This is a genomic window from Chitinophaga sancti (assembly GCF_034424315.1).
Classification (GTDB): Bacteria; Bacteroidota; Bacteroidia; order Chitinophagales; family Chitinophagaceae; genus Chitinophaga; species Chitinophaga sancti.
Map to the genome: position 1 here is coordinate 1,541,067 of NZ_CP139972.1, position 21,458 is coordinate 1,562,524.

Below are 21,458 nucleotides of genomic sequence, written 5' to 3' on the forward strand. Positions count from 1 at the left end.
ACCTAAAGTTATGAAAGCACTTGTTTATAAAAGTACCGGACAGGTAGCCCTTGAGGAAAAAGCAAAACCGGGAATCATAGCGCCGACAGATGCCGTGATAAAAATAACAAAGACGACTATATGCGGTACAGATCTGCATATCCTGAAGGGAGATGTAAAGGAAGTTGCCTACGGCACCACCCTGGGCCACGAAGGAATTGGGATAGTAGAAGAAACCGGTAATGCTGTCAGCAATTTCAAAAAAGGAGATCATGTCCTCATCTCCTGCATCACCTCCTGCGGCAAGTGTGAATACTGCAGAAAGGGAATGTATTCGCACTGCCGGGAAGGAGGCTGGGTACTCGGCCATCTCATAGATGGTACCCAGGCAGAATACGTACGAATTCCATATGCCGATACCAGTTTGTATCACATACCTGCTGATACGAATGATGAAAGCCTGGTTATGCTGAGCGATATATTGCCTACAGGCTACGAATGTGGTGTGCTAAACGGGCAGGTACAACCGGGAACCACTGTAGCCATAGTAGGTGCAGGACCGGTAGGCCTGGCAGCACTCACCACCGCACAATTCTTTACACCTGCAGCTATCATCATGATTGATACAGATAATAACCGCCTGGACGTTGCCAAATCAATGGGGGCTACACATGCTATCAACAGCAGCCAGGAGAATGTGATCGAAGCAGTCATGGCACTTACGGATTACGAAGGGGTCGATACAGCTATGGAAGCGGTAGGTATACCCGCCACCTTTGAATTATGCACCCAGCTGATAAGGCCTGGTGGCAAAGTGGCCAATATAGGTGTACATGGCAAATCTGTATCCCTGGCGATGGAAGAACTGTGGTCTAAAAACATCACGATCACTACCCGCCTGGTAGACACCTGTACAACGCCTATGCTGTTAAAAACGGTGAGCAGTAAAAAGCTGGATCCCTCCGCTTTTATCACCCACCGGTTCACACTCTCCGACATAGAAAGCGCTTATAAAACGTTTGGGAATGCCGCCAAAGAAAAAGCATTGAAGGTGATCATTAATAATGAATATTAAAAACTATATACAATGAAAAAGATACTTGCAGTAATAGATGCGGTAAACTTTAAGGAATCACAGCTGGATGTCATTACCTCTATTACTTCCCTGCAGGAGAACGCACTGACCCTGTTGTTCCTCGAAGACACCAAGAGCGCCAGCCAGCTATTGTCTGCCACCTCCCTCGAAGGCTTTACAGCAGGCTACTATGAAAAAATAAGGGAAAGTGAACATGAAAAACATGAGTTAATTGAAGATAACTATACAGCGATAAAAAAAGCCTGTAAAGAAAAAGGGCTCTTCTGTACAATTAAAAACATTAAAGGCGTAGCAGAAGATGAAGTGATTAACGAAAGCCGCTTTGCCGACCTGCTCATCATCGGTAAAGCCCTCTCTTTCCCATTCCTGTATGACACCGACCCAAGTGGCTTTGTCAAAAACATACTCATTCATGCAGAATGCCCGGTGATGGTGCTGCCGGAAACCCCACACCTGATTAATGGAGTAGCACTCTGTTACAATGGCACCTACGCTTCTATGTACGCCATCAGGGAGTTTGCGGCCTTATTCCCTGCATTGCTGCTCAAACATACCGAAATATTATACGTGTGTGAGAAAGGTGAGAAAAACATTCCGCAAAAGGAACACCTGCAGGAATACCTGAAAACATATGACACCCATCTCAGTTATAAAATACTGAACGGGCAGGCAGACAAGGCTATACAGGAATACCTGGACGAAAAGACGAACCTGATAGGCACCTTCGGCGCATACGGCCGCAGCAGGGTATCCAGGTTCTTTAGCAGCAGCAGCGCTGACAATATATTACGCAACCTGAAAGGCCCCGTATTTATTACGCATCCTTCTGGACATTGATGATATCCGGGGGATCTGCTTCCCCCATATTTCTTAGCACTCATTTCATAAAAAGTAATTATGAAATGAGTGCTAATTACTTAACTGGTTTAATTTCCTTATATCCAGCAGGTAGATCACGCCATGCCTGATCTCAATGAGATGCTCATCCCTGAAGTCTGCCAGGGTACGGGCAAATGATTCTTTGGCCACGCCGGCCAATGCGGCAAGGTTGCCCCTGCTAAATTTTATCCCTACATTCTGATCACCGGCTACATTATATTTATTGAATACCGTCAGCAAAGTGTCTGCGGCTCTTTTCCGCAATGAATCATAAGCCATTCTCAATAACTGCAGCTCCTTTTCTTCAATCGTGTGGGTAAGCATTTTGATCATCTGCTCCCTGGCAAATTTCTGCCCCATCAATTCTTCAAAATCCTGGACAGGAATGACCGACACGATAACCTGGTCGATGGCCTCCGCAGTATCATTATAACGGCTCCTTTCCAAAACAGGGATATAGCCCAGGAAATCGCCTTCCTTAAACAGCCCCGTAATCATCTCCTTACCATCCTCATCTATCCTGTATGCCTTCACGAATCCCTTCAGGATAAAATAAAGACAGGAAGGATGGGTGCCTTCCTGGTAGATAATCTGCTTATTCTTAAAAGTCCTGATATTACGATCCCTGATAAGATTCTTAAATGGTTCCGTATCTTCTGCGGGCAACCTATCAATGGTTGCCCCACCTGCTTTCAGGGCAGCAGACCTGGTGTGAGCCGCCTTTTTTAACTGGCATTCAATAGCACTCAGTAATTCTGACGGATTAAATGGTTTGGTAATATAATCATCCGCTCCCATTTCCATTCCTTTTCGGATCTCTGCACGTTCTGCTCTTGCTGTGAGAAAAATAAAGGGGATCTTAAAGGGTTTCTTTTCGTTGTTTAACATTTGTAAAACAACAAAGCCATCGAGGATAGGTAAAGACAAATCACATACAATCAGGTCTGGCTGACGTGTTTCCGCAAGTATAATTCCTTGCTTTCCATCAGCTGCTTCCAGCACCTGGTAGCTGGCCATTTCCAGCACCTCTGCAATATTTTCCCTGATTGCCTGATTATCTTCAATAACAAGAATAGTTGCCATGTCCGGGGTGAATTACGCTGGTAAATAAGGGGTGTATTTTACTTAAATAAGGGCTTATGTGTCAAGTTCGGTTTGATTGATAAACGCCAGGAAAAAGAATAAATTAATTTAATAAAAAGCAATCACTTGTACAAAAATATAGTAAAATTCTATTCCCCTAATAATATATGAAAAATACGATCATATTCCGGTGGGGGGCCCCCGGTTATTCCCTTTTTTATGGCCATCCTGATTAAGGTCAATCTAATTTTTCAAAATTGTTCATATTTTTAAAATCTTGCATTTACAATCAAATTCACTGAGAATGAGAAATAAAGTTATTATACACCTATTATTGTCAGCCTGGGGACTTCTATTCTTTTCATTTGTTAATGCACAGACAACCATACCACAGAGCTATTTTAAACTAACTACCTCCAATGGCCTCATTGTTTCGGTCTATAATGAAAAAGCAGGAGGTATCGACTACGTCTATCCACATATTTTTACCAATACTGATTCAAGCCATTATGTAAATCCCTTTATAGGGAACATAAAACTGAGCAGCGGGGAGAAACCTCTCCGAACAGGTTACGTGCAGAACACACATGTAATTTTGTCTGAATTTAAAGACTTCAGCGTCTATTATACAGCTTCGTTTAAGAACCACGATAAAGTCTTTTATATCGTTGTCCGGGGCACAAAAAAGAAAATCGAAAACCTGAAATTCGATGCTGAAATGGGAGCCGGGAAGCAGGTATCAGGCATAGATCATCTTGAAAACTCCCTACAGGACTTACCCTGTATAATAGCGGGTAATGCGCTTTCAGGTTCCCTTATCAAACAATATAAAGGTGATATCTATGAAAAATATTTTCTATACTCATTTACTGATTCCCTGCATAAAGACGGCAATATTGTAAAAAAAGCAGTCAAAAATATCATGTCTTCTCCCGGCTCATTAATTGACACCGAAATACAATATATGAGGAAGTTGATTGACAACTGTAAATTTCCTTCAACCTTGTCTGGAAAAGAACGGAATATTTTAGAACAGTCCGTAACGATGCTGAAAATGTCGCAGGTGTCAGATTATGAAATATTTCCATACTCCCACGGACAAATCATGGCCTCTCTACGCCCGGGCTTATGGCATACAGCATGGGTGCGTGATGCTGCTTTTGCCATACAGGCGATGACCAGGCTGGGCATGTACAACGAGGCAAAAAAAGGCCTGGAATTTATGCTGAAAGCGCCCTCCAATAAGTATAAGCATTATATCTATAAGGATGGTAAGGATTACGGACCCGGAATGGATTACCAGGTATCACTTACCCGCTATTTTGGTAACGGAAATGAAGAGTGTGATACAAACGACGAGGGGCCGAATATAGAATATGATGACTTTGGATTGTTTTTGATTGCCTGTTTAGACTACGTGAACCGTAGTCAGGACTGGGCATTTTATAAGAAATGGAATAATATAGTCACACATAAAGTAGCAGATGTGATCATTCATTGTATGGAATCCAATAATCTCATTAAAGCGGATTCCGGCCCCTGGGAGCATCACCTCGCATTGACAAAACAATACACCTTTACTTCAAGTGTCTGTGCCCGCGGATTAGAATTATTCAGTGATGCACAAAAGAAGCAGGAACTACCCTTTGAGAAATATAAAGAAGCCGCTGGAAAAATAAAACAGGCCATATTAGATCATATGCTGGTTGATCATAAATATCTTAAGGGGAATGCTGATGACATGAATATTACCGACCACGAATATTGGGATGGCGGTTCCTTTGAACTTTTTGCCAACGGACTAATAGCCGATACCAGCCTCTTTAAATCCCACATGGAAGCATATGATCAAAGACTAAGAATAAAAGGAGAACGACCTGGCTATATCCGCCTCGAAAGCGGTGACCCTTACGAGAACCAGGAATGGGTTTTTATCAATCTCCGGATTGCTTATGCATATTTGAAATTTGGGAGTACCAAAGCTGCTAAACCACTGATTGATTATATCACCGAACAAGCCACTGTAAATCACAACACGATTCCTGAAATGATCAGCAATAAATCCCAGATGGACAAAGTAGCTACCCAAAAACGTGAAATCGAGGTTTGGTGTAATTGCGTTCGTGACAATAGTGATATGTATATAGGCATGGTACCCATGGTGGGCTATGGGGCGGGAGCCTATACATTGTCCCTGTTGTCATTTTATGGAATTAAATAGTAACAACATGGATATAGAAGTATGCAGCTCTTATGATGAAATAAGTGTAAAAGCAAAAAATATAATCATAGAAAAGCTTTGTAGTCAAAGAGCCCTGCACCTCTGTGCTGCAACCGGGGGAAGTCCTACCGGGCTTTACAAAGAATTAGCAGCAGAATATATAAAACACCCCGGTCTGTTCGACCGGCTTCATATTACCAAACTTGACGAATGGGGAGGTATAGACATGTCTCATCCGGGAACCTGTGAAACATATCTTCAAAAATACCTAATCCAACCGTTAAAGATAGCAGGAGACCGGTACCTGTCATTTCAGAGTAATCCGGAAGATCCCAAAGCAGAATGTAATAAAATCAAAAATGAATTATGTCGTTTGGGAGGGATAGATATCTGTATTCTCGGGCTGGGAATGAATGGGCATCTGGCACTGAACGAACCCGGTTGCGTTCTGGAATCTCAATGCCACGTTGCCCAACTTGATCTTCAATCCCTAGCACATCCAATGCTGGGCGATGGAGAAAGACCAAAATATGGTTTAACCTTAGGCATGGCAGAAATTCTGCAGGCCAAACAAATTATACTCCTTATAAGCGGAGAAAAAAAGAAAGATATAGCATTGAAGCTGCTATCTTCAAAAAGGGTAACAACCTCCCTGCCAGCATCATTTGTCTGGTTGCACCCTAATGTTAAATGCCTGGTAGACAGTGAAGCGTATACAGTAATAGATTGATAATAAATAAACAGATGATCATTCAAATGAAAAAGCAATTATTCTTCTTAATAATAACAGTTTTTCTAACTCTTAATATTAAAGCACAGCAACAGGAAATCAACACAAGAGTTGAAAATCTTCTGTCTCAGATGACCCTGGGCGAAAAAATCGGGCAACTGAACCAGTATAATGACGATGGGGCAGCTACCGGACCAGTAACAATAGACGGAGATAAAGAAAACCAAATCAGACGCGGTGAATTGGGGTCCATGCTGAATGTCTTTACAGTATCCCGTATGCGTCAGTTTCAGGCGATTGCCCTGCAATCACGCCTGAAAATCCCGCTTATGTTTGGGCAGGATGTCATCCATGGGTACAAAACAACTTTCCCGATTCCATTAGGGGAAGCTGCCAGTTGGGATCTGGACGCCATTAAACGCTCCGCGCGGATAGCAGCAACAGAAGCTTCCGCAGGCGGCGTGCAATGGACATTTGCGCCAATGGTTGACATCAGCCGGGATCCACGCTGGGGAAGAGTAATGGAAGGCGCCGGGGAAGACCCCTACCTTGGATCACTCATCGCAAAAGCAAGGGTAGAAGGCTTTCAGGGAGATAAAATAGGTGCAATAAACAGTGTGATGGCATGTGCCAAACACTTTGCCGCCTATGGAGCTGCTGAAGCCGGCCGTGATTATAATAGCGTGGACATGAGTGACAGATTATTGTGGGAGGTATATCTTCCTCCTTACAAAGCTGCACTGGACGCTAACGTTGCAACTTTTATGACCTCCTTTAACGATCTGAATGGTATTCCAGCTACCGGCAACACCTATCTTTATAGGGATATACTAAAAGGGAAATGGAACTTTTCAGGATTTGTAGTTTCTGACTGGGGAGCCATTGGTGAAATGATTAACCACGGGTTTGTCAAAAATGGCAAAGAAGCAGCCCTGGCAGCAATTACCGCCGGAACTGACATAGATATGGAAAGCCGATCCTATAAGAACAACCTGGCACAGCTGGTTACTGAAGGCAAAGTAGATATTGCATTGGTAGATGATGCCGTAAGGCGTGTTCTGCGTAAGAAGTTCGAATTGGGCTTATTTGACGATCCCTATAAATACTTTGACGAAAAGCGGGAAAAGGTGGAAATGAATAACCCGGAACATACCAAAGCCACAAGAGAAATTGCGGCAAAGAGTATTGTTCTGATGAAAAATGAGCAGCACCTGCTTCCGCTCTCCAAAGAACTAAAAACCATTGCATTTATTGGCCCTTTAGTGAAGGAACATAAACAAAACCTGGGTTTCTGGTCAATCGAACTGGGTAATGTAGATTATGAAAAATATATAGTATCACAATGGGATGGCCTGAAAAATAAAGTTGGAAAGAATACGAACCTGCTTTATGCCAAAGGCTGTGACATTGAAGGTGAGGATAAGAGCGGTTTTGCGGAAGCCATTGAAACAGCAAAAAAAGCTGATATAGTAATTCTTAGTATCGGAGAACGCCGGGATATGAGCGGAGAGGCAAAAAGCAGGAGCGATATCCACCTGCCAGGAGTACAGGAAGACCTGGTGAAAGCTATCCAGGCCACAGGAAAGCCCGTGGTGGTGCTCATTAATGCGGGCAGGCCACTGATATTCAACTGGACAGCTGATCATATCCCTGCTATTCTCTATACATGGTGGCTTGGCTCAGAGGCTGGAAACGCTATTGCCGATGTTTTGTTTGGTGATGTGAACCCCGCAGCCAGATTACCTATTACTTTCCCCCGTGAGGTTGGACAAATTCCAATTTATTATAGTCATTTCAATACAGGGCGTCCTGCGGAGTGTGATGATTGTACATTTTACAGATCTGCTTATACCGATTTGAAGAATAGCCCCCGATATGCATTTGGTCATGGCCTGAGCTATACATCCTTTGAATATAAGGATCTGCACTTATCCAAAACTAAAATGGGTAAAAATGAAACCATTGAAGTTTCGTTCAACCTGTCAAATACAGGAAAGTATGATGGAGAGGAAGTTGTTCAGCTTTACCTTAGAGATAGGGTAGGTACTGTGGTCCGCCCGGTTAAAGAGCTAAAAGATTTTAAGAAAATAATGCTCCGGAAAGGAGAAACCAAAACTATCACATTTGTCATTGACAACAGTAAACTTTGCTTCTATGACAGGAAGTTGGAATACAAATCTGAAATGGGAGAATTTGACATTATGATCGGTTCCTCTTCTGATGATATCCGTTTACATAGTGAGTTTGAATTGACTAACTAAAAGCAAACAATTTCAATAGCGGGAATCTGGTTGAATGTAAACCAGGTTCCTTCCTGCTCCCCCACAGACCCGTGCAAGGGGATTTCCCGCGCACGGGTCCTTCATGCAGCGCTATTAAGCTGCATCATCCCGCACCATTACTTAAAAAACAAAACCATACAAGCCGCTGCCAGGATTACACTACAGGGAAATGAAGATCCCGCTCCCAGTGGTGCCAGGGCCAGCAGGTAAATGCCCGCAACCACTATCGACCATTTCTTATTATACAAAATACTCAGCCCAACCAACAGCTGAAAAACCATCAATATCAAAATATATAACTTGATATGGATTAAAAATACATCTCTTATAAAATATTCATAGACCGGCAGCGCAGCCACCAGCTCATAAATATTATACCTGTCCGGCTCATAAATAGCCTGCCAGGCATTAATAAGCGCCGCAGCCAGGAACAACAAGGCCACTAAAATTGTACCCGCCTTTTTATACCAGATACTAAGCAGTAAAATGATAATGGCGCCCACATTTGAAATCACATAAGCGGCAGAAAATAAATTAGCTCTCATATTATCAATTTTAAGAACTCAATCTCCATATTCAAATCTCCCGGTCATCTCTTCAATAGCAATCCTGTATACCACCGGCCGGATGTTTGAATTAAAATGCCCGTAATCGTCGGCAGCAGCTACTGCAGCAGCATGATGTTCCTTTGCGGATTCAGTATATTGCAGCAACCTGCTCATCAGGAATTTCATGGAGTAAAACTTTTCCTTCTCATCCACTATCTCCTGGTACTGCCCCCAGACGATCACACTCTCCCAATGCGTAAGACTGGTGATCACATCTACCTCGAAACAAACCTGGGGATGACTCCGCATCATATTTATCTTCATTCCCTCTGCAGAATGTGCAATGATCGCCTTTCCATTGTAAGCATAACATACCGGTACCACCAATATTCTTGGTTGATTACCACACCCTATCCGGCCCATCATATTCTGCTGCAGGATAGCTTGCATTTGCTGGTCAGATAACTTGCCTATCATACACTTATGTTTAGAGTCATAAGTTATGATGATTCTAAATGAATAACATTAACATTGGTCATAGGCAAAAATGATACACGCGGCAAGGCTATTCTTCAGAATCTCTACAGAATTCAATCCGAATTTTACCACACCCCTATTGATTGTCAGCAGTTTGCTGCTTACAAATTACTCTCCTCATATTTAAAAATAAAATTCCTTAAAATATCCTTAAAATCAGCACTTTAACACCCTTTTCACGACTTATCCTTTTACTTCGTATTGTCATTTGATAAGGAAAAAAATCGCACCTGTTGTATGAAAGTATTATTACTTGCATTGTCATGGCTATGGACATTTGCCTCCCCTGTGTGGGAAACCGATTTTGATAAAGCCAGGCAAGCGGCGGTAAGCACCCATCACCTGATCCTATTGAATTTTTCGGGATCTGACTGGTGTGGACCCTGTATCCGTCTTAGAAATGAATTCTTTGAGCAGAACGCCTTTCTAACCTTTGCCGACCAGCAACTAATATTGCTCAATGCGGACTTTCCCCGCTCCAAAAAGAACCAGTTAAGCCGGGAACAACAAAAACGAAATGATGCCCTCGCGGACAAATACAATCCCGAAGGTCATTTTCCTTTCACCCTGTTGCTCGACGAAAACGGGAAAGTATTAAAGACCTGGGAAGGCGCTCCCAATACCTCGCCCGAAGGTTTTGTGGACCAGCTTAAAACCGCCTGCCATGCTGCCGGAAAATGACATCGCCTGCCTCTCCGACCAGGTATTCAGGAAAGTGCTTAAGCTCATGGGTAATCGTTTTGAGCTGACTGTCGTATGTGAAAATGAACAGGAAGCCGCAGCACATATTCATGCCGCTATTGCCGAAATACGCCGTATTGAAAGCCTGCTCACTACCTTTCATGAAGAGAGTCAGACTTCCCTCATCAACCGGAATGCCGGCATACGCCCCGTCCAGGTTGATAAAGAAGTCTGCGATCTAATTATCCGCGCGGGCAAAATATCCAGTCTCACCCAGGGAGCCTTTGACCTTAGTTACGGATCGGTAGACAAAAGTCTCTGGAATTTTGATCAGCATATGACAGCGCTTCCAGATCCGGAAACTGCCCGGAAGATGGTCCGTTTAATTGATTACCGGAACATCTGGGTAAACCCTGCGGCGAATGAAGTGATGCTGCGCGAAAAAGGCATGCGTATAGGGTTTGGCGGTATTGGAAAAGGATACGCCGCTGAATGTGCAAAAGCCCTCCTGCGCAAAAGGGGTGTTCAAAGCGGCATCGTCAATGCTGCAGGCGATCTCACTGCCTGGGGTACACAACCAGGCGGCAAGCCCTGGACCGTGGGCATTGCAGATCCTGATAGCACGCACCATCCTTTTTCCTATCTCAACATCTCTGATCAGGCCATTGCCACCTCCGGCAATTATGAGAAATATGCGATCATCAACGGCAAAAAATACTCGCATACTATTGATCCTAAAACCGGCCTTCCGGTCACCGGGATCAAAAGCGTATCTATTATCAGCACCAATGCTGAAATCGCCGATGCGATGGCAACACCTGTCATGATCATGGGTATCAGGGCAGGGTTGAATATGATCAACCAGATGAAGCAGATTGCCTGTATCATCATTGACGATCAGCATCAATTATTTACTTCGGATAATATTCAATTACGATGATAAAAAAAAGCGCACAACTGATCGTACTGGCCGGCATTGGTATTATGCTGTCTGCCGCCTGTACCACGGTCAAGGAATACCAGAAGAACCGCCTGAATGATGGTGAAATGACACTGGGTAACCGAAAAGTAGAAAAGACAGAACTGAGTTTTGAATCATACCGGGAAGGCGCCTCCGGGGCTAATGGAGCTAAAAGCGGCGGCGGATGTGGCTGTAACTAAACTTGTGCAATGAAAAAACTGAACCTCGCTGTACTGGCAATGTTTACAGGCATATTGTTTGCAAATGCACAATCACCTGCTGATACCGGTACCTATAAAAACAGGAAATTACAACTCGAAGAAGTTAATATCGTTTCGAGCTACTACCACCAGGATGGCGACCACGCTGCAGTAACCGGGGGCATTGGCTCGCAGAATCTAACGGACCTTTCTAATTCTATCCAGGTAACGCTGTCGAAATATGATACTCATAACCGCAAGCATACCCTGAACCTGGAATTAGGCATTGACCATTATACCTCCGCTTCTTCTGACAAAATAGATCCTAAAACGATCTCCTCTGCCTCCTCTGCCGATACCCGCTTCTACCCTTCCATTTCCTGGGAAATGGAAAATAAAAACGGTACGACCTTTGGCGCAGGCCTATCTTTCTCTCATGAATTTGACTACCAGTCTATCGGGGCCAACCTGATGTTTGCACAAAAGACCCGTAATAAAATGGGGGAATTCTCTCTTAAACTGCAAACCTACCAGGACAACCTGAAACTGGTATACCCAATCGAATTACGCACCGGTGGCGGTGGCGGATACCGCGAACACGAAGACTATGCTACCGCAGGCAGGAAAACCTATAGCGGCGGTATATCCTGGTCGCAGATCGTCAATTCCAGGTTCCAGCTCATGTTCCTGGCGGATGTTATTTACCAGTCAGGTTATCTTGGACTACCTTTTCACAGGGTCTACTTCAATGATAACAGCGTACATGTAGAGAAACTGCCCGATAGCAGGCTGAAAATACCCCTGGGGATCCGGGCAAATTACTTCCTGGGTGACCGGGTCGTGCTGAGAGGCTATTACCGGTACTACCATGATAACTGGAACATCAATGCGCATACAGCAAGCCTGGAAACTTCCATCAAACTTTCACCGTTCTACTCACTGACACCTTTTTACAGGTATAATCACCAGACCGGCACAAAATATTTTGCAGCTTACCAGGCGCATACCAGCGCAGATGAATATTATACCAGTAATTATGACCTGGCTGGGTTTGATAGTCACTTCTTTGGTACGGGTATACGTATGATCCCACCTCACGGCGTATTCGGAATGCAACGCTTCAATATGCTGGAATTAAGGTATGGACACTATACACAGAATAATGGCCTGCAGGCGAATATTATTTCCCTGAACCTGAAATTTAAATAAACAAGGCATTATCGCCCACATAAAATAATGCAGGTAGCATATGTTACCTGCATTATTTTTTTAGTCCGGGAAATAAAATGATGCAGGTTGAAATGCCTCCCTTCACAATTTTTTTACAGCTGGAAATAAAAAATCATAATAATATTTTTTATTTTAGCCCCGGATAGATATCGCGACAAACCATATATTTATAATATAGCTAACTCAATAATCCTATCCTTTATTTTCCCTTAAAAAAACACACCGGTACGTTAAACATAATTCTATGAATGTTTTTAGTTCTGCTGCTCCTGAATTGGACTTGAATGCATTGTTCGATCATGCTTCTATTGGAATCATGGTAACTGACGAAGACGGATATATTATTAAAGCGAACCCTTTCTTACTCAAAATGTTTGGTTACGAACTAACCGAACTCGCAGGAAATAAAATTGAGGTACTGGTACCTGCTACGCATCGTGGAAACCATGCTGCTAAAAGAAATAAATACATGGCACATCCCGAAAAAAGGATGATGGGCAATGGCGTTGAATTTGAAGCTGTCAAAAAAAGCGGTGAACTCTTTTGCGTAGACGTAAGTCTCAGTCCTCACTTCCAGAACGGGAACAAATATGTCACCGCATTCATCAATGATATCACCCTGCGCAAAAAGGCCGAATCAGACCTGCTGGAGGTTAAGGCCAAAGACCTGATCATGGAAGTCAACCTCCTGCGTGAAATGCAGTTAAACGAGCTGAAATCTAAATTCGTCTCGATGGCCTCGCATGAGTTCCGGCTGCCCCTCAGTGCCATTCTCTCCTCTTCATACCTGATTTCGCAATATGGACAGAAAGGCAATTTCGAACAACAGGAAAAACATGTCAACAAAATACAGCACGCTGTCAGCCTGTTAACCGGTATCCTGAACAACTTTCTTTCGATTGAAAAGATCGAAGGAGGCAAAATTGAACCTTCTTTCTCCGAAGTAACCGTTACAGATTACCTAACCAATATAATAGAAGAAATTAACCCCCTTACCAGCCCCGGGCAAGCCCTTATTTACGAACATACAGGAGATCCTACCCTCCAGACCGATATTGTGCTGCTCAGGCATATCATGACCAACCTGCTGTCTAACGCCGTAAAGTTCTCTCCCAAAAATGAAAATGTCTACCTTTTTAGTGAATGTACTGGCACTAAGGTTGAAATCAGGGTCGTAGATCATGGGATCGGCATTCCTGCAGAAGCACAGGCAAATATCTTCGACCGCTTCTTCCGGGCCGCCAATTCTGCAAGTATCCAGGGTACCGGCTTAGGACTAAGTATTATTGCGAGCTATGTAAAACTGCTGAAAGGCAGTATCACTTTCGAAAGTGAAGAAGGAAAAGGCACAACGTTCATTTTGACTTTTGCAAACAAGCCTGCCAGGTAGGCTGGATTTCTTCTCTCACCAAGAATGGCCATTGAGTGAAAGCTCATTGGCCTACAATTCTAAAATTTGTTTACAATTCTCTGACAAATATCCTACCTTTATCCCCGAAGACGGTTTTACTCCAACCCGGATGACTACTCCACTCATCTCCCCGTCCTTTCCTAAATAACTAAAAATGAAACACCTGAAAAAATTCACAGGTCTGTTAGGATTCCTGACGGTACTCCTCACCATGCCACTCGGCCATGCATTGATGATTGTAATGGAGAAAACCTTTGGCCATGAACATGTTTACCTGGCCGCCTTCCTGCTAGGGTTCGCAGGCTTACTGCTCCTCCTCTATGGTAGCAGGCTAAGATCGGAAAACAAAGCCACCTTTGCCGGTTTATTTGCCGGCTTATTCATCTGGACAGGCTGGATAGAATTCGGCTTCGTTTACATTGCACACCGCTACAATGTACAGCCCCTCATCGAAAACGGGGTGGTCGTTACCAAACCAGAATACCTGATCATGCCCGCATCGGCAGGCTTTCTCGTGATCATGATCCTGCATTACCTGTTCAGTACCAAAACAGGATGCGTATTCTTTTCCTGGCTACAAAAGTATTTACGGATTCCCGTTCCCCGCAACCAACCTATTAAAACACAAAAGAACTTTGCCGTCATCACCACAGTAGAATTAATCGCCTTACTCTGGACATTCTACCTGGTATTACTATTCTCCTATGACCAGGCCCTCCTGGGCGACCGTCATCCCGTTACCTACCTCATAGCTTTCGGATCATTGTTATGGTCACTCTTCCTGCTCCGCAACCTGTTCAGGATAAAACAAATGGGATATGCCATCCGCTATGCCATCCCTACTGTCGTGATATTCTGGAATTTCGTGGAGATCATGGGGAGATGGAATATCCTGAACGAGATCTGGGTAAAACCGTATGAATACTGGTTCGAAATGAGTTTAACACTGGTCATCTTCGTGGTGCTCTTCGGCGTATCATTGCTGGAGAAACGAACAAAACTGGCGACCGCATAAACGAGGTGGTATCAAAAGTAGCCTGATGGAGCGCATTTCATCAAGATAAAATGCGCTCCATCAGTTACCCGAACTAATTCCGGATAACTCCACTTTTGGTACAACCTCAAACCCTTCCCACAATTTTTTTTCATTAATACAATTTGTCTACAGAATAGCCTTTCACTTTTGCACGAGTAAACTCAACTCGTGTATATGAAGTTATTACCGGTCTTAGCCATCTTATTACTATCAGGATGGACTTATTCATTTGGCCAGCATAAAATAAAAGGGATCGTACTTAACAAAGACAATCACCAACCCGTTGCCTATGCCACGATCATTGTAAATGACCCGCTTAGTGGTAAAATTGTAAATGGCACCGTCGCCAATGAGCAGGGGGTTTTTGAAGTCAGCAACCTGAAAAAAGGCAGCTATAATATTACTATCGATTTTATTGGTTATACCCGCCAGGAACTGAAAGGGATCAATGCCCCCCATGACCTGGGCACCATCTATATGGTAGCTGTGGGTAAATCCCTCAATGAAGTAGTGGTTAACTCCCGCGCCCCCACCATCGAAAACAAAACTGACCGCGTGGTATACAACGTGGCTACAGATATTACCTCGCAGGGAGGCGTAGCCACCGACGTACTAAAAAAAGTACCACAGGTCACAGTCGATATTGATGGAAATGTAGAATTACAGGGCAATTCAAACATCCGTTTCCTCATCAATGGAAAACCCTCCTCCATGTTTGGCAACAGCCTGGCAGATGCATTGGCCGCCATTCCTGCCAGCCAGATCAAAAGTATAGAAGCCATTACCAGCCCCGGTGCAAAATACGATGCACAGGGAACCGGGGGAATCATCAACATCATCCTGAAAGATAATCCCATGCAGGGTATGAATGGCAACATTGCCCTCAGTGCCGGCACCCGCCTGGAAAACGGCTCCCTAAACCTGAATTTCAGGAAGAATAAATTTGGCATGAATGTGTTCTTCAGCGGCAATGAACAACTCAGTTCCCATACACCGTCTACCCGCACCCGTTATACCTACGATACAGCAACTAAATTAACACAGGAAACAAATACCGATTTTAGCAGGAAGGCCTACCAGACCGGACTGGGTTTTGACTATGGCAAGCTCACAGGCGGCCTGTCTTACAGCTATTTCGGCAACCACTCCATTGCCAGCACCTACCAGCAACCCGGCGATATCTATTTCACATCAGATACCCGCAATCATACCGGCTCCCTGGACTGGAACCTTGGCTATCGACAACAACTTAATACCGGCGAGCTGTTCCTGCTTTACAGCGGCAGTAACGGTAACCCATATACCAGTTTTGTTCAGGGCAATACCCGTAGCTGGACACCCGGCACTGATCTGCAGCATAATTTCTCAATAGATTATTCGCATCCCTTCAATGAAAACTTTTCTGTCGAAAGCGGGGCAAAAGTCATCCTCCATCATTTCAACAACACTGCCACTTCCCTGCCGGATACCACCCAATCCTATGTATTCGACTACCGCATGAACATCTATGCAGCCTATATCTCTGCCAAATTTTCGCTCTTCCACACTTTAAATGTGGTAGCAGGCGGCCGCTACGAATACACCACCATCGCTATGGGCAATATCCCTTCTTATGGTGAGTTCCTGCCTTCGCTGAACATCTCACGTAAAATCGGTGAAGACCAAACGATCAAATTAGGCTTCAGCCGCCGTATAGAAAGACCTGACAAGGAGCTGAATCCATTTGTAAACCTGAGTGACCCCTACAATATTACCATGGGCAATCCCTACCTGAAACCAGAAATAGGCAATAACACAGAACTGGGTTACAGCCGTAATTTTAAATCTGGTGGAAACATCTACCTGGCCGTCACCGAAAGGATCAATACAAATGACCTGAAGAGCTATACGGCCTACTATCCCAGCTACCAGGTAGGCGACTCCCTGTATAAAAATGTAGCCCTCACTACGCGCGTAAACATTGGCGAGGAATATAACACAGGCCTGATCATTACCAGCTCCCTGCCAGTTACAAAACGCCTGAACATTCGTGAGAACATGATGGTATTTAATAAACACGTGGTGAACCATCTTGACAATGGAAATAAAACGGATGGTCTCAGCTGGCGACTGAATCTGAATGCTGCCTATTCCTTCCCGAATGATCTCGTTGCGGAAGCATTCGGAGAATACCGCTCTGCGTGGAACAGTATACAGGGGCGTGTTCCGGAAGTGATTAATTATACATTCGCATTCAGAAAACTCTTCTGGCACAAGAACGCCAGTATTGGCCTCACAGCGACCAATCCATTTAATCAATACATCCGTCAGCTCACCACGCTCAGTACTGCAAACTATACAGGTACCTACCTCCGTATGGTGCCTTATCGTTCATTCGGGATTAGTATGACGTACAAGTTTGGTAAACTGCAATTCAAAAAAGAAAAGGAACCCGGAGAAGACTATTTAAACAACCCACCAGCCATGTAATTTATAACAGGAAGGCATGGATAATATTCAGCTAACACTGGCCCTAATCCAATATTTGCCCAGAATCGCCCGATAGCTTTGCTGCTTCAAATTCATCGTTCATGTGGAAGCAATTTCTGATCCTGCTGGGGATCATCCTGGCAGGAACCAATGGATATGCACAACAGCACCTGGAGGAATATTATGATAGTTGGGATCATTGCAGAAAATGCCATCTTCACAGTGAACCAGTTTAAACATAACCTGCAACAGCATAATGATGTGGATACAGCCATCAACTATGCGATCGCATTAAGACTACGGCCTAAACTGATGACAGCAATTGGCGCCATATTGGCACTGATGCCGCTGGCCCTGGGGATAGGCATGGGCGCCCAGATGCAGCCCCCCCCCTGTCAATCGCTGTAATTGGGGGGATAGCCGGCCTGCCTCTGCTCCTCCTCGTACTGCCCGGTTTATTAAGATGCTGGATGCTGAAGCAGTCAAAGTAACAGCAGCTGTCATTTCTACCTGGCTCACATAATCCATTCTTTCGAAACTAAGTGAAACTTTCTTCAAAAAAAAATGGTTATACTGCAATCTTTTTATCTGGTTGCCCGATGCTACAACAATCCGTCACAGGCAAGTTTATATGCCACTGGTATGGACAAAGGGTTTGAGACAAGCCTGATACGCCACTGGGATAAATAAAGGGTTTGAGACCAGTCTGAAATGGCAGCGGGAACATTTTTCATCGGTGTTTACAGATGATGAGGAGTTTGAGTCTGAGCAGAAAATACCCATTACTGCCCTTCAGAAAATGGCAACAGACCGAAAACCAGATACAGATAAGATAATAATCGAAATAGTATATGGAACAGGTAGCAGGTTATTCGAAGCCTGCTATTTCCGACACCATCAACTATTTGAAAAATATTCATACGAATAATCCTTAAACATGAAAAAAATCATTTTAGCAATTGGCTTACTCAGCATTTCCTGCTACTCATTTTCCCAGGACAAATTAAAGCGTGCGGTAGCACATTCCAAAGATTATATAGTGATACAGCTGGGTTATGCAGGCATGACGGGTACCGGCGTGAGCACCCTTCACATGGGCCTTAACCGGACAGTCAACGTTGCCCTGATGTATGATATTCCATTATCAGCTTCAAAATTCAGTTTGGGTGCAGGCCTGGGAGTAGGATCAGATAATTACTATTTCAAAAAAGAACGCATCGATATCACCAACACCGTCGCTCCTGCCAGGCAGGCCTCAGATAATTACAAACATTCAAAATTAGCCAATACCTACCTTGAGATTCCCCTGGAACTACGATTCCACCAGTTCCCGGACGATCTGAATAAAGGCTTCAAGGTAGGCATTGGGGTGAAAGCCGGCTACCTGCTGAATGCACATACTAAAACAACATCAGATGCAACTGGCCATAACGTAACACAAACCGAAAGTAGCAAATACTGGTTTAACAGCTACCGCCTCGCCGGAACAGCCAGGATCGGTTACGGTAATTTTGCCCTGTTTGGCACCTATTCACTGAGCCAGATCTTTAAATCCAATAATACCTACGCACTCAAAGGTTACTCTGTAGGCCTGAGTTTTGGAGGCTTCTAAAGAAACGAAACCACCAGATAGAAATCTGGTGGCAATTCCTTCCTGATCCAGCCTTCCAGCGATCCTTTGTTGCGATACCTGTGGAGATATTTAAACACCCGTACAAAACCATCCTGCAATATTTCTTCGCCTTCTTCCCGGTTTTTAGCATACCACATCATCTTACGGGCATAGAACTGGTAGAGCCTCCCCTGGGATGCCCTGTCGCCTGCAATACATTTCCTGATAATCTCCTGCTCAGTATCGGTCAAAGGTTCGTTTCTTTTAAAGACATACAGTGAATAAAAAATAGTTGGGTGGAAAGAAAAATAAAATACGCAGGTGAATCTGTGCGAATTCTGGATGAACCGTTTTAACAAAATGTTTAAATACATATACAGTTTTTCTCCAAAATTGCCAGGTATTTTACCATGGCAAACCATATGACAATGCCGTACTGAATCTAAGAAATCCGGAAATGAAGGAATTAAATCTGAAAACGGATAGTGAGAGCAGGTCCGGTTTTCATGCACCGAAAAGTGCTGGTTCTTTTGCTTTGGTGAGGTTAAGATTTGAAACACCAGGTACTTACAAAGGAGTGCCTTTTGATGTGGAGAGAGAGAAATCAGCAGTGACACTATTGGTGAATTAAAACAACTAACAGTGAATTGAAAAAATAACGGCTTGCTACTTAGAAAAGTGCAAGCCGTTCTGCTATTTTAATGGTAGGTTCTATTTACTTTAATGATTGGTTCTTTATATGTTCTGATGATTGTTTCGGTATATGATTAATGAATGATCGGTTCACTCAGTCTTGGTATTGTTCTGAACCCGGTAAAACTTAAGTCGGCAGAAATATAGCCGGGCTTAGAGGTCTGCGGTTTTACCAGGTCTGTACTCAGGTACTTCTTATTACTATCGCATAGCAGTGTCACTACTACCGCATCGTCTCCCATTTTCTCTTTCAGCCTGATGGCACCGATCACGTTGGCACCGGAGGAGATGCCCACAGCCAGGCCCAGTTCTGCAGCCAGTTTTTGTGCTACAATGATCGCATCCCCATCATTTGCCTGCATGATCTCATCTAACTGATCCAGCTTTACAATAGCAGGAATAAATTCGTCAGAGATGCCCTGGATACGATGACTGCCTACCTTATGACCGGTACTTAAAGTCGGTGACTCCGCAGGTTCCAGGGGATGAATTTTCACGCCCGGGTGCACGCTTTTCAGGTATTTTCCTACACCCATTACCGTACCTCCTGTGCCTACACCCGCTACAAACGCATCTGGCTGTAAGCCCACATGAAGCAGTTGTTCCCAGATTTCAGGCCCGGTAGTGGCAGCATGTGCTTCGGTATTATATTCATTTTCAAACTGGCGGGGCAGGAAATACTGATCACTATTTTGACGTAAATCTTCTGCCAGCCGGATACTCCCCAGGAAACCACCCTCCTCTTTACTTACCAGGCGAACGGTCGCTCCAAAACTCCGGATAATATCCTGCCTTTCCCGGCTCAGCCAGTCAGGCATCATGATGATGACCTTGTGCCCCAGTGCACGGCCGATAGCAGAAAATGCAATCCCTGTATTACCACTTGTTGCCTCCACGATCATATCCCCTGGTTTGATCAGGTCCTGCAGATAGGCCTGCTTCATAATATAAAGGGCCATACGGTCCTTAATACTCCCGGTCAGGTTATAATGCTCACACTTTACGAATATGTAGCCAGGACGGCCTTTATATTGATATTCGAGTTTTAGCATAGGCGTGTTACCAACCAGGTTCCACAGCTCCCCAAATCGCTGATCAACCACAGATACTTCCGACAACATAATGGTGAATAATTTTTAACAAATCTCTGAAATGGAGCTGATTGTGTCAATCGGTAAGTGATTTTTACAGAAAATTTCCGGAAAAGTGCCAGATAATTGTATTATTTTTCGGTTATTCTTCTATCAGCAGGCGTCACACCGAATTTTATTATGGAAAAGAACCAACTTGACGACATCGATATCCAGATTTTAAAGTTATTGCAGCAGAATGCAGAACTGACGAATAAGGAAATTGCCACCCGGCTGCACAAGTCAGTGGCGACCATTCATGAGCGCATCCGGCAACTGAAAGAAAGCGGGTATATTACGAAGATCGTAGCCCTGCTGGACAGGAAGAAGATCAACCGGAAACTGATTGCCTTCAGCCATGTATTGTTACATGATCATGCTGCTGCAACACTGAGTACCTTCGAAAAAGAAGTCGCCAAATTTCCCGAGGTAATGGAGTGCTTCCAGATGACGGGCACCTTTGATTTTATCCTGCGAGTCGCTACCAGCGATATGGATACTTATCATACCTTTTACCGGAAACTGGCGGCATTGCCCAATATCAGTACGGTACAGAGTTTTTTCGTGTTGTCCGAAACAAAGAGTGAAACTGCTTACCCTTTGTAAACACAAATGCCTCATTCTTATTGCAGTTTGAATTATTTCTGCAATAAAAGTATCTATACTACCATTGTAGTATC

General features: G+C 44.0%; 22 protein-coding genes. 17 read left to right on the forward strand and 5 right to left on the reverse strand.

Annotated features, from left to right (window positions below; all coding sequences use genetic code 11):
- The first annotated feature begins 10 nt into the window (after positions 1–10).
- Both U0033_RS05665 and U0033_RS05670 read left to right on the forward strand, forming a co-directional pair.
- Entirely contained in the window at positions 11–1,054 is a 1,044-nt protein-coding gene (locus tag U0033_RS05665; RefSeq protein WP_072364949.1) for a zinc-dependent alcohol dehydrogenase family protein, read from the forward strand.
- A 12-nt stretch (positions 1,055–1,066) separates the two neighbouring features.
- Positions 1,067–1,912 carry a hypothetical protein gene (locus U0033_RS05670; protein ID WP_072364950.1) on the forward strand — a complete coding sequence of 282 codons (846 nt, stop codon included), beginning with the start codon at positions 1,067–1,069 and terminating at the stop codon, positions 1,910–1,912.
- A gap of 72 nt (positions 1,913–1,984) precedes the next feature.
- On the opposite strand, the gene U0033_RS05675 is transcribed toward U0033_RS05670, so the two are convergent.
- Complete coding sequence (locus U0033_RS05675; protein ID WP_072364951.1) at positions 1,985–3,037, reverse strand: response regulator; 1,053 nt, start codon at positions 3,035–3,037, stop codon at positions 1,985–1,987.
- Between the two features lie 304 nt (positions 3,038–3,341).
- Here U0033_RS05675 and U0033_RS05680 point away from each other — a divergent pair, with 304 nt between their 5' ends.
- The 3 genes from U0033_RS05680 to U0033_RS05690 are packed head-to-tail and all read left to right on the forward strand — an operon-like array spanning position 3,342 to position 8,249.
- Complete coding sequence (locus tag U0033_RS05680) at positions 3,342–5,258, forward strand: glycoside hydrolase family 15 protein (RefSeq protein ID WP_072364952.1); 1,917 nt, start codon at positions 3,342–3,344, stop codon at positions 5,256–5,258.
- 7 nt (positions 5,259–5,265) lie between these two features.
- Positions 5,266–5,988 (forward strand): galactosamine-6-phosphate isomerase, encoded by a 723-nt coding sequence (locus U0033_RS05685; protein WP_072365057.1) that lies wholly within the window; start codon positions 5,266–5,268, stop codon positions 5,986–5,988.
- Between the two features lie 26 nt (positions 5,989–6,014).
- Positions 6,015–8,249 (forward strand): glycoside hydrolase family 3 N-terminal domain-containing protein, encoded by a 2,235-nt coding sequence (locus tag U0033_RS05690; RefSeq protein ID WP_072365059.1) that lies wholly within the window; start codon positions 6,015–6,017, stop codon positions 8,247–8,249.
- 137 nt (positions 8,250–8,386) lie between these two features.
- Here the strand turns inward: U0033_RS05690 and U0033_RS05695 are convergent, their stop codons facing one another.
- On the reverse strand, positions 8,387–8,815 hold the full coding sequence (locus U0033_RS05695; RefSeq protein WP_072364953.1) for a hypothetical protein: 429 nt from the start codon (positions 8,813–8,815) through the stop codon (positions 8,387–8,389).
- An 18-nt stretch (positions 8,816–8,833) separates the two neighbouring features.
- Complete coding sequence (locus U0033_RS05700; protein ID WP_072364954.1) at positions 8,834–9,295, reverse strand: pyridoxamine 5'-phosphate oxidase family protein; 462 nt, start codon at positions 9,293–9,295, stop codon at positions 8,834–8,836.
- A 297-nt stretch (positions 9,296–9,592) separates the two neighbouring features.
- Between U0033_RS05700 and U0033_RS05705 the strand changes: the two genes are divergently transcribed.
- The 10 genes from U0033_RS05705 to U0033_RS05750 all read left to right on the forward strand — a co-directional run bounded on the left by U0033_RS05705 (position 9,593) and on the right by U0033_RS05750 (position 18,955).
- Positions 9,593–10,036: a thioredoxin family protein gene (locus tag U0033_RS05705; RefSeq protein ID WP_072364956.1), complete on the forward strand. Its 444-nt coding sequence runs from the start codon at positions 9,593–9,595 to the stop codon at positions 10,034–10,036.
- Positions 10,020–10,976, forward strand: a complete 957-nt coding sequence (locus U0033_RS05710) for an FAD:protein FMN transferase (protein ID WP_072364958.1) — start codon at positions 10,020–10,022, stop codon at positions 10,974–10,976. The genes U0033_RS05705 and U0033_RS05710 overlap by 17 nt, the downstream gene beginning before the upstream one ends.
- Entirely contained in the window at positions 10,973–11,197 is a 225-nt protein-coding gene (locus U0033_RS05715) for a DUF4266 domain-containing protein (protein WP_072364959.1), read from the forward strand. Before U0033_RS05710 ends, U0033_RS05715 begins: the two co-directional genes overlap by 4 nt.
- 9 nt (positions 11,198–11,206) lie before the next feature.
- The gene (locus U0033_RS05720; RefSeq protein ID WP_072364961.1) at positions 11,207–12,406 is read left to right on the forward strand and encodes a DUF3570 domain-containing protein; all 1,200 of its coding nucleotides are present in this window, start codon (positions 11,207–11,209) and stop codon (positions 12,404–12,406) included.
- Positions 12,407–12,671: 265 nt separating this feature from the next.
- Positions 12,672–13,817 (forward strand): PAS domain-containing sensor histidine kinase, encoded by a 1,146-nt coding sequence (locus U0033_RS05725; RefSeq protein ID WP_072364963.1) that lies wholly within the window; start codon positions 12,672–12,674, stop codon positions 13,815–13,817.
- A 175-nt stretch (positions 13,818–13,992) separates the two neighbouring features.
- Positions 13,993–14,853, forward strand: coding sequence for a hypothetical protein (locus U0033_RS05730; protein WP_072364965.1), 861 nt, complete (start codon positions 13,993–13,995; stop codon positions 14,851–14,853).
- A gap of 195 nt (positions 14,854–15,048) precedes the next feature.
- A complete protein-coding gene (locus tag U0033_RS05735; protein ID WP_072364967.1) occupies positions 15,049–17,343 on the forward strand; it encodes an outer membrane beta-barrel family protein in 2,295 nt (764 codons plus the stop codon).
- A 101-nt stretch (positions 17,344–17,444) separates the two neighbouring features.
- Entirely contained in the window at positions 17,445–17,579 is a 135-nt protein-coding gene (locus U0033_RS05740; protein WP_262487781.1) for a hypothetical protein, read from the forward strand.
- Positions 17,566–17,751, forward strand: a complete 186-nt coding sequence (locus U0033_RS05745; protein ID WP_245801859.1) for an efflux RND transporter permease subunit — start codon at positions 17,566–17,568, stop codon at positions 17,749–17,751. Before U0033_RS05740 ends, U0033_RS05745 begins: the two co-directional genes overlap by 14 nt.
- A 529-nt stretch (positions 17,752–18,280) precedes the next feature.
- Positions 18,281–18,955, forward strand: a complete 675-nt coding sequence (locus U0033_RS05750; protein ID WP_072364976.1) for an outer membrane beta-barrel protein — start codon at positions 18,281–18,283, stop codon at positions 18,953–18,955.
- On the opposite strand, the gene U0033_RS05755 is transcribed toward U0033_RS05750, so the two are convergent.
- Positions 18,952–19,206, reverse strand: a complete 255-nt coding sequence (locus U0033_RS05755) for an RNA polymerase sigma factor (protein ID WP_177318714.1) — start codon at positions 19,204–19,206, stop codon at positions 18,952–18,954. The genes U0033_RS05750 and U0033_RS05755 overlap by 4 nt on opposite strands.
- A 206-nt stretch (positions 19,207–19,412) precedes the next feature.
- Here U0033_RS05755 and U0033_RS05760 point away from each other — a divergent pair, with 206 nt between their 5' ends.
- Positions 19,413–19,586: a hypothetical protein gene (locus U0033_RS05760; protein ID WP_177318715.1), complete on the forward strand. Its 174-nt coding sequence runs from the start codon at positions 19,413–19,415 to the stop codon at positions 19,584–19,586.
- Between the two features lie 136 nt (positions 19,587–19,722).
- Here the strand turns inward: U0033_RS05760 and U0033_RS05765 are convergent, their stop codons facing one another.
- On the reverse strand, positions 19,723–20,769 hold the full coding sequence (locus tag U0033_RS05765) for a PLP-dependent cysteine synthase family protein (protein ID WP_072364980.1): 1,047 nt from the start codon (positions 20,767–20,769) through the stop codon (positions 19,723–19,725).
- A gap of 150 nt (positions 20,770–20,919) precedes the next feature.
- On the opposite strand from U0033_RS05765, the gene U0033_RS05770 reads away from it, so the two are divergent.
- Complete coding sequence (locus tag U0033_RS05770; protein WP_072364982.1) at positions 20,920–21,384, forward strand: Lrp/AsnC family transcriptional regulator; 465 nt, start codon at positions 20,920–20,922, stop codon at positions 21,382–21,384.
- Positions 21,385–21,458: the final 74 nt, after the last annotated feature.

What these genes read in the sequence shown, in the direction of transcription:
- U0033_RS05665 (WP_072364949.1), top strand. Translation starts at nt 11, where the DNA reads ATGAAAGCACTTGTTTATAAAAGTACCGGACAGGTAGCCCTTGAGGAA.
- U0033_RS05670 (WP_072364950.1), top strand. Translation starts at nt 1,067, where the DNA reads ATGAAAAAGATACTTGCAGTAATAGATGCGGTAAACTTTAAGGAATCA.
- U0033_RS05675 (WP_072364951.1), bottom strand. Translation starts at nt 3,037, where the DNA reads ATGGCAACTATTCTTGTTATTGAAGATAATCAGGCAATCAGGGAAAAT.
- U0033_RS05680 (WP_072364952.1), top strand. Translation starts at nt 3,342, where the DNA reads ATGAGAAATAAAGTTATTATACACCTATTATTGTCAGCCTGGGGACTT.
- U0033_RS05685 (WP_072365057.1), top strand. Translation starts at nt 5,266, where the DNA reads ATGGATATAGAAGTATGCAGCTCTTATGATGAAATAAGTGTAAAAGCA.
- U0033_RS05690 (WP_072365059.1), top strand. Translation starts at nt 6,015, where the DNA reads ATGAAAAAGCAATTATTCTTCTTAATAATAACAGTTTTTCTAACTCTT.
- U0033_RS05695 (WP_072364953.1), bottom strand. Translation starts at nt 8,815, where the DNA reads ATGAGAGCTAATTTATTTTCTGCCGCTTATGTGATTTCAAATGTGGGC.
- U0033_RS05700 (WP_072364954.1), bottom strand. Translation starts at nt 9,295, where the DNA reads ATGATAGGCAAGTTATCTGACCAGCAAATGCAAGCTATCCTGCAGCAG.
- U0033_RS05705 (WP_072364956.1), top strand. Translation starts at nt 9,593, where the DNA reads ATGAAAGTATTATTACTTGCATTGTCATGGCTATGGACATTTGCCTCC.
- U0033_RS05710 (WP_072364958.1), top strand. Translation starts at nt 10,020, where the DNA reads ATGCTGCCGGAAAATGACATCGCCTGCCTCTCCGACCAGGTATTCAGG.
- U0033_RS05715 (WP_072364959.1), top strand. Translation starts at nt 10,973, where the DNA reads ATGATAAAAAAAAGCGCACAACTGATCGTACTGGCCGGCATTGGTATT.
- U0033_RS05720 (WP_072364961.1), top strand. Translation starts at nt 11,207, where the DNA reads ATGAAAAAACTGAACCTCGCTGTACTGGCAATGTTTACAGGCATATTG.
- U0033_RS05725 (WP_072364963.1), top strand. Translation starts at nt 12,672, where the DNA reads ATGAATGTTTTTAGTTCTGCTGCTCCTGAATTGGACTTGAATGCATTG.
- U0033_RS05730 (WP_072364965.1), top strand. Translation starts at nt 13,993, where the DNA reads ATGAAACACCTGAAAAAATTCACAGGTCTGTTAGGATTCCTGACGGTA.
- U0033_RS05735 (WP_072364967.1), top strand. Translation starts at nt 15,049, where the DNA reads ATGAAGTTATTACCGGTCTTAGCCATCTTATTACTATCAGGATGGACT.
- U0033_RS05740 (WP_262487781.1), top strand. Translation starts at nt 17,445, where the DNA reads ATGTGGAAGCAATTTCTGATCCTGCTGGGGATCATCCTGGCAGGAACC.
- U0033_RS05750 (WP_072364976.1), top strand. Translation starts at nt 18,281, where the DNA reads ATGAAAAAAATCATTTTAGCAATTGGCTTACTCAGCATTTCCTGCTAC.
- U0033_RS05760 (WP_177318715.1), top strand. Translation starts at nt 19,413, where the DNA reads ATGAAGGAATTAAATCTGAAAACGGATAGTGAGAGCAGGTCCGGTTTT.
- U0033_RS05765 (WP_072364980.1), bottom strand. Translation starts at nt 20,769, where the DNA reads ATGTTGTCGGAAGTATCTGTGGTTGATCAGCGATTTGGGGAGCTGTGG.
- U0033_RS05770 (WP_072364982.1), top strand. Translation starts at nt 20,920, where the DNA reads ATGGAAAAGAACCAACTTGACGACATCGATATCCAGATTTTAAAGTTA.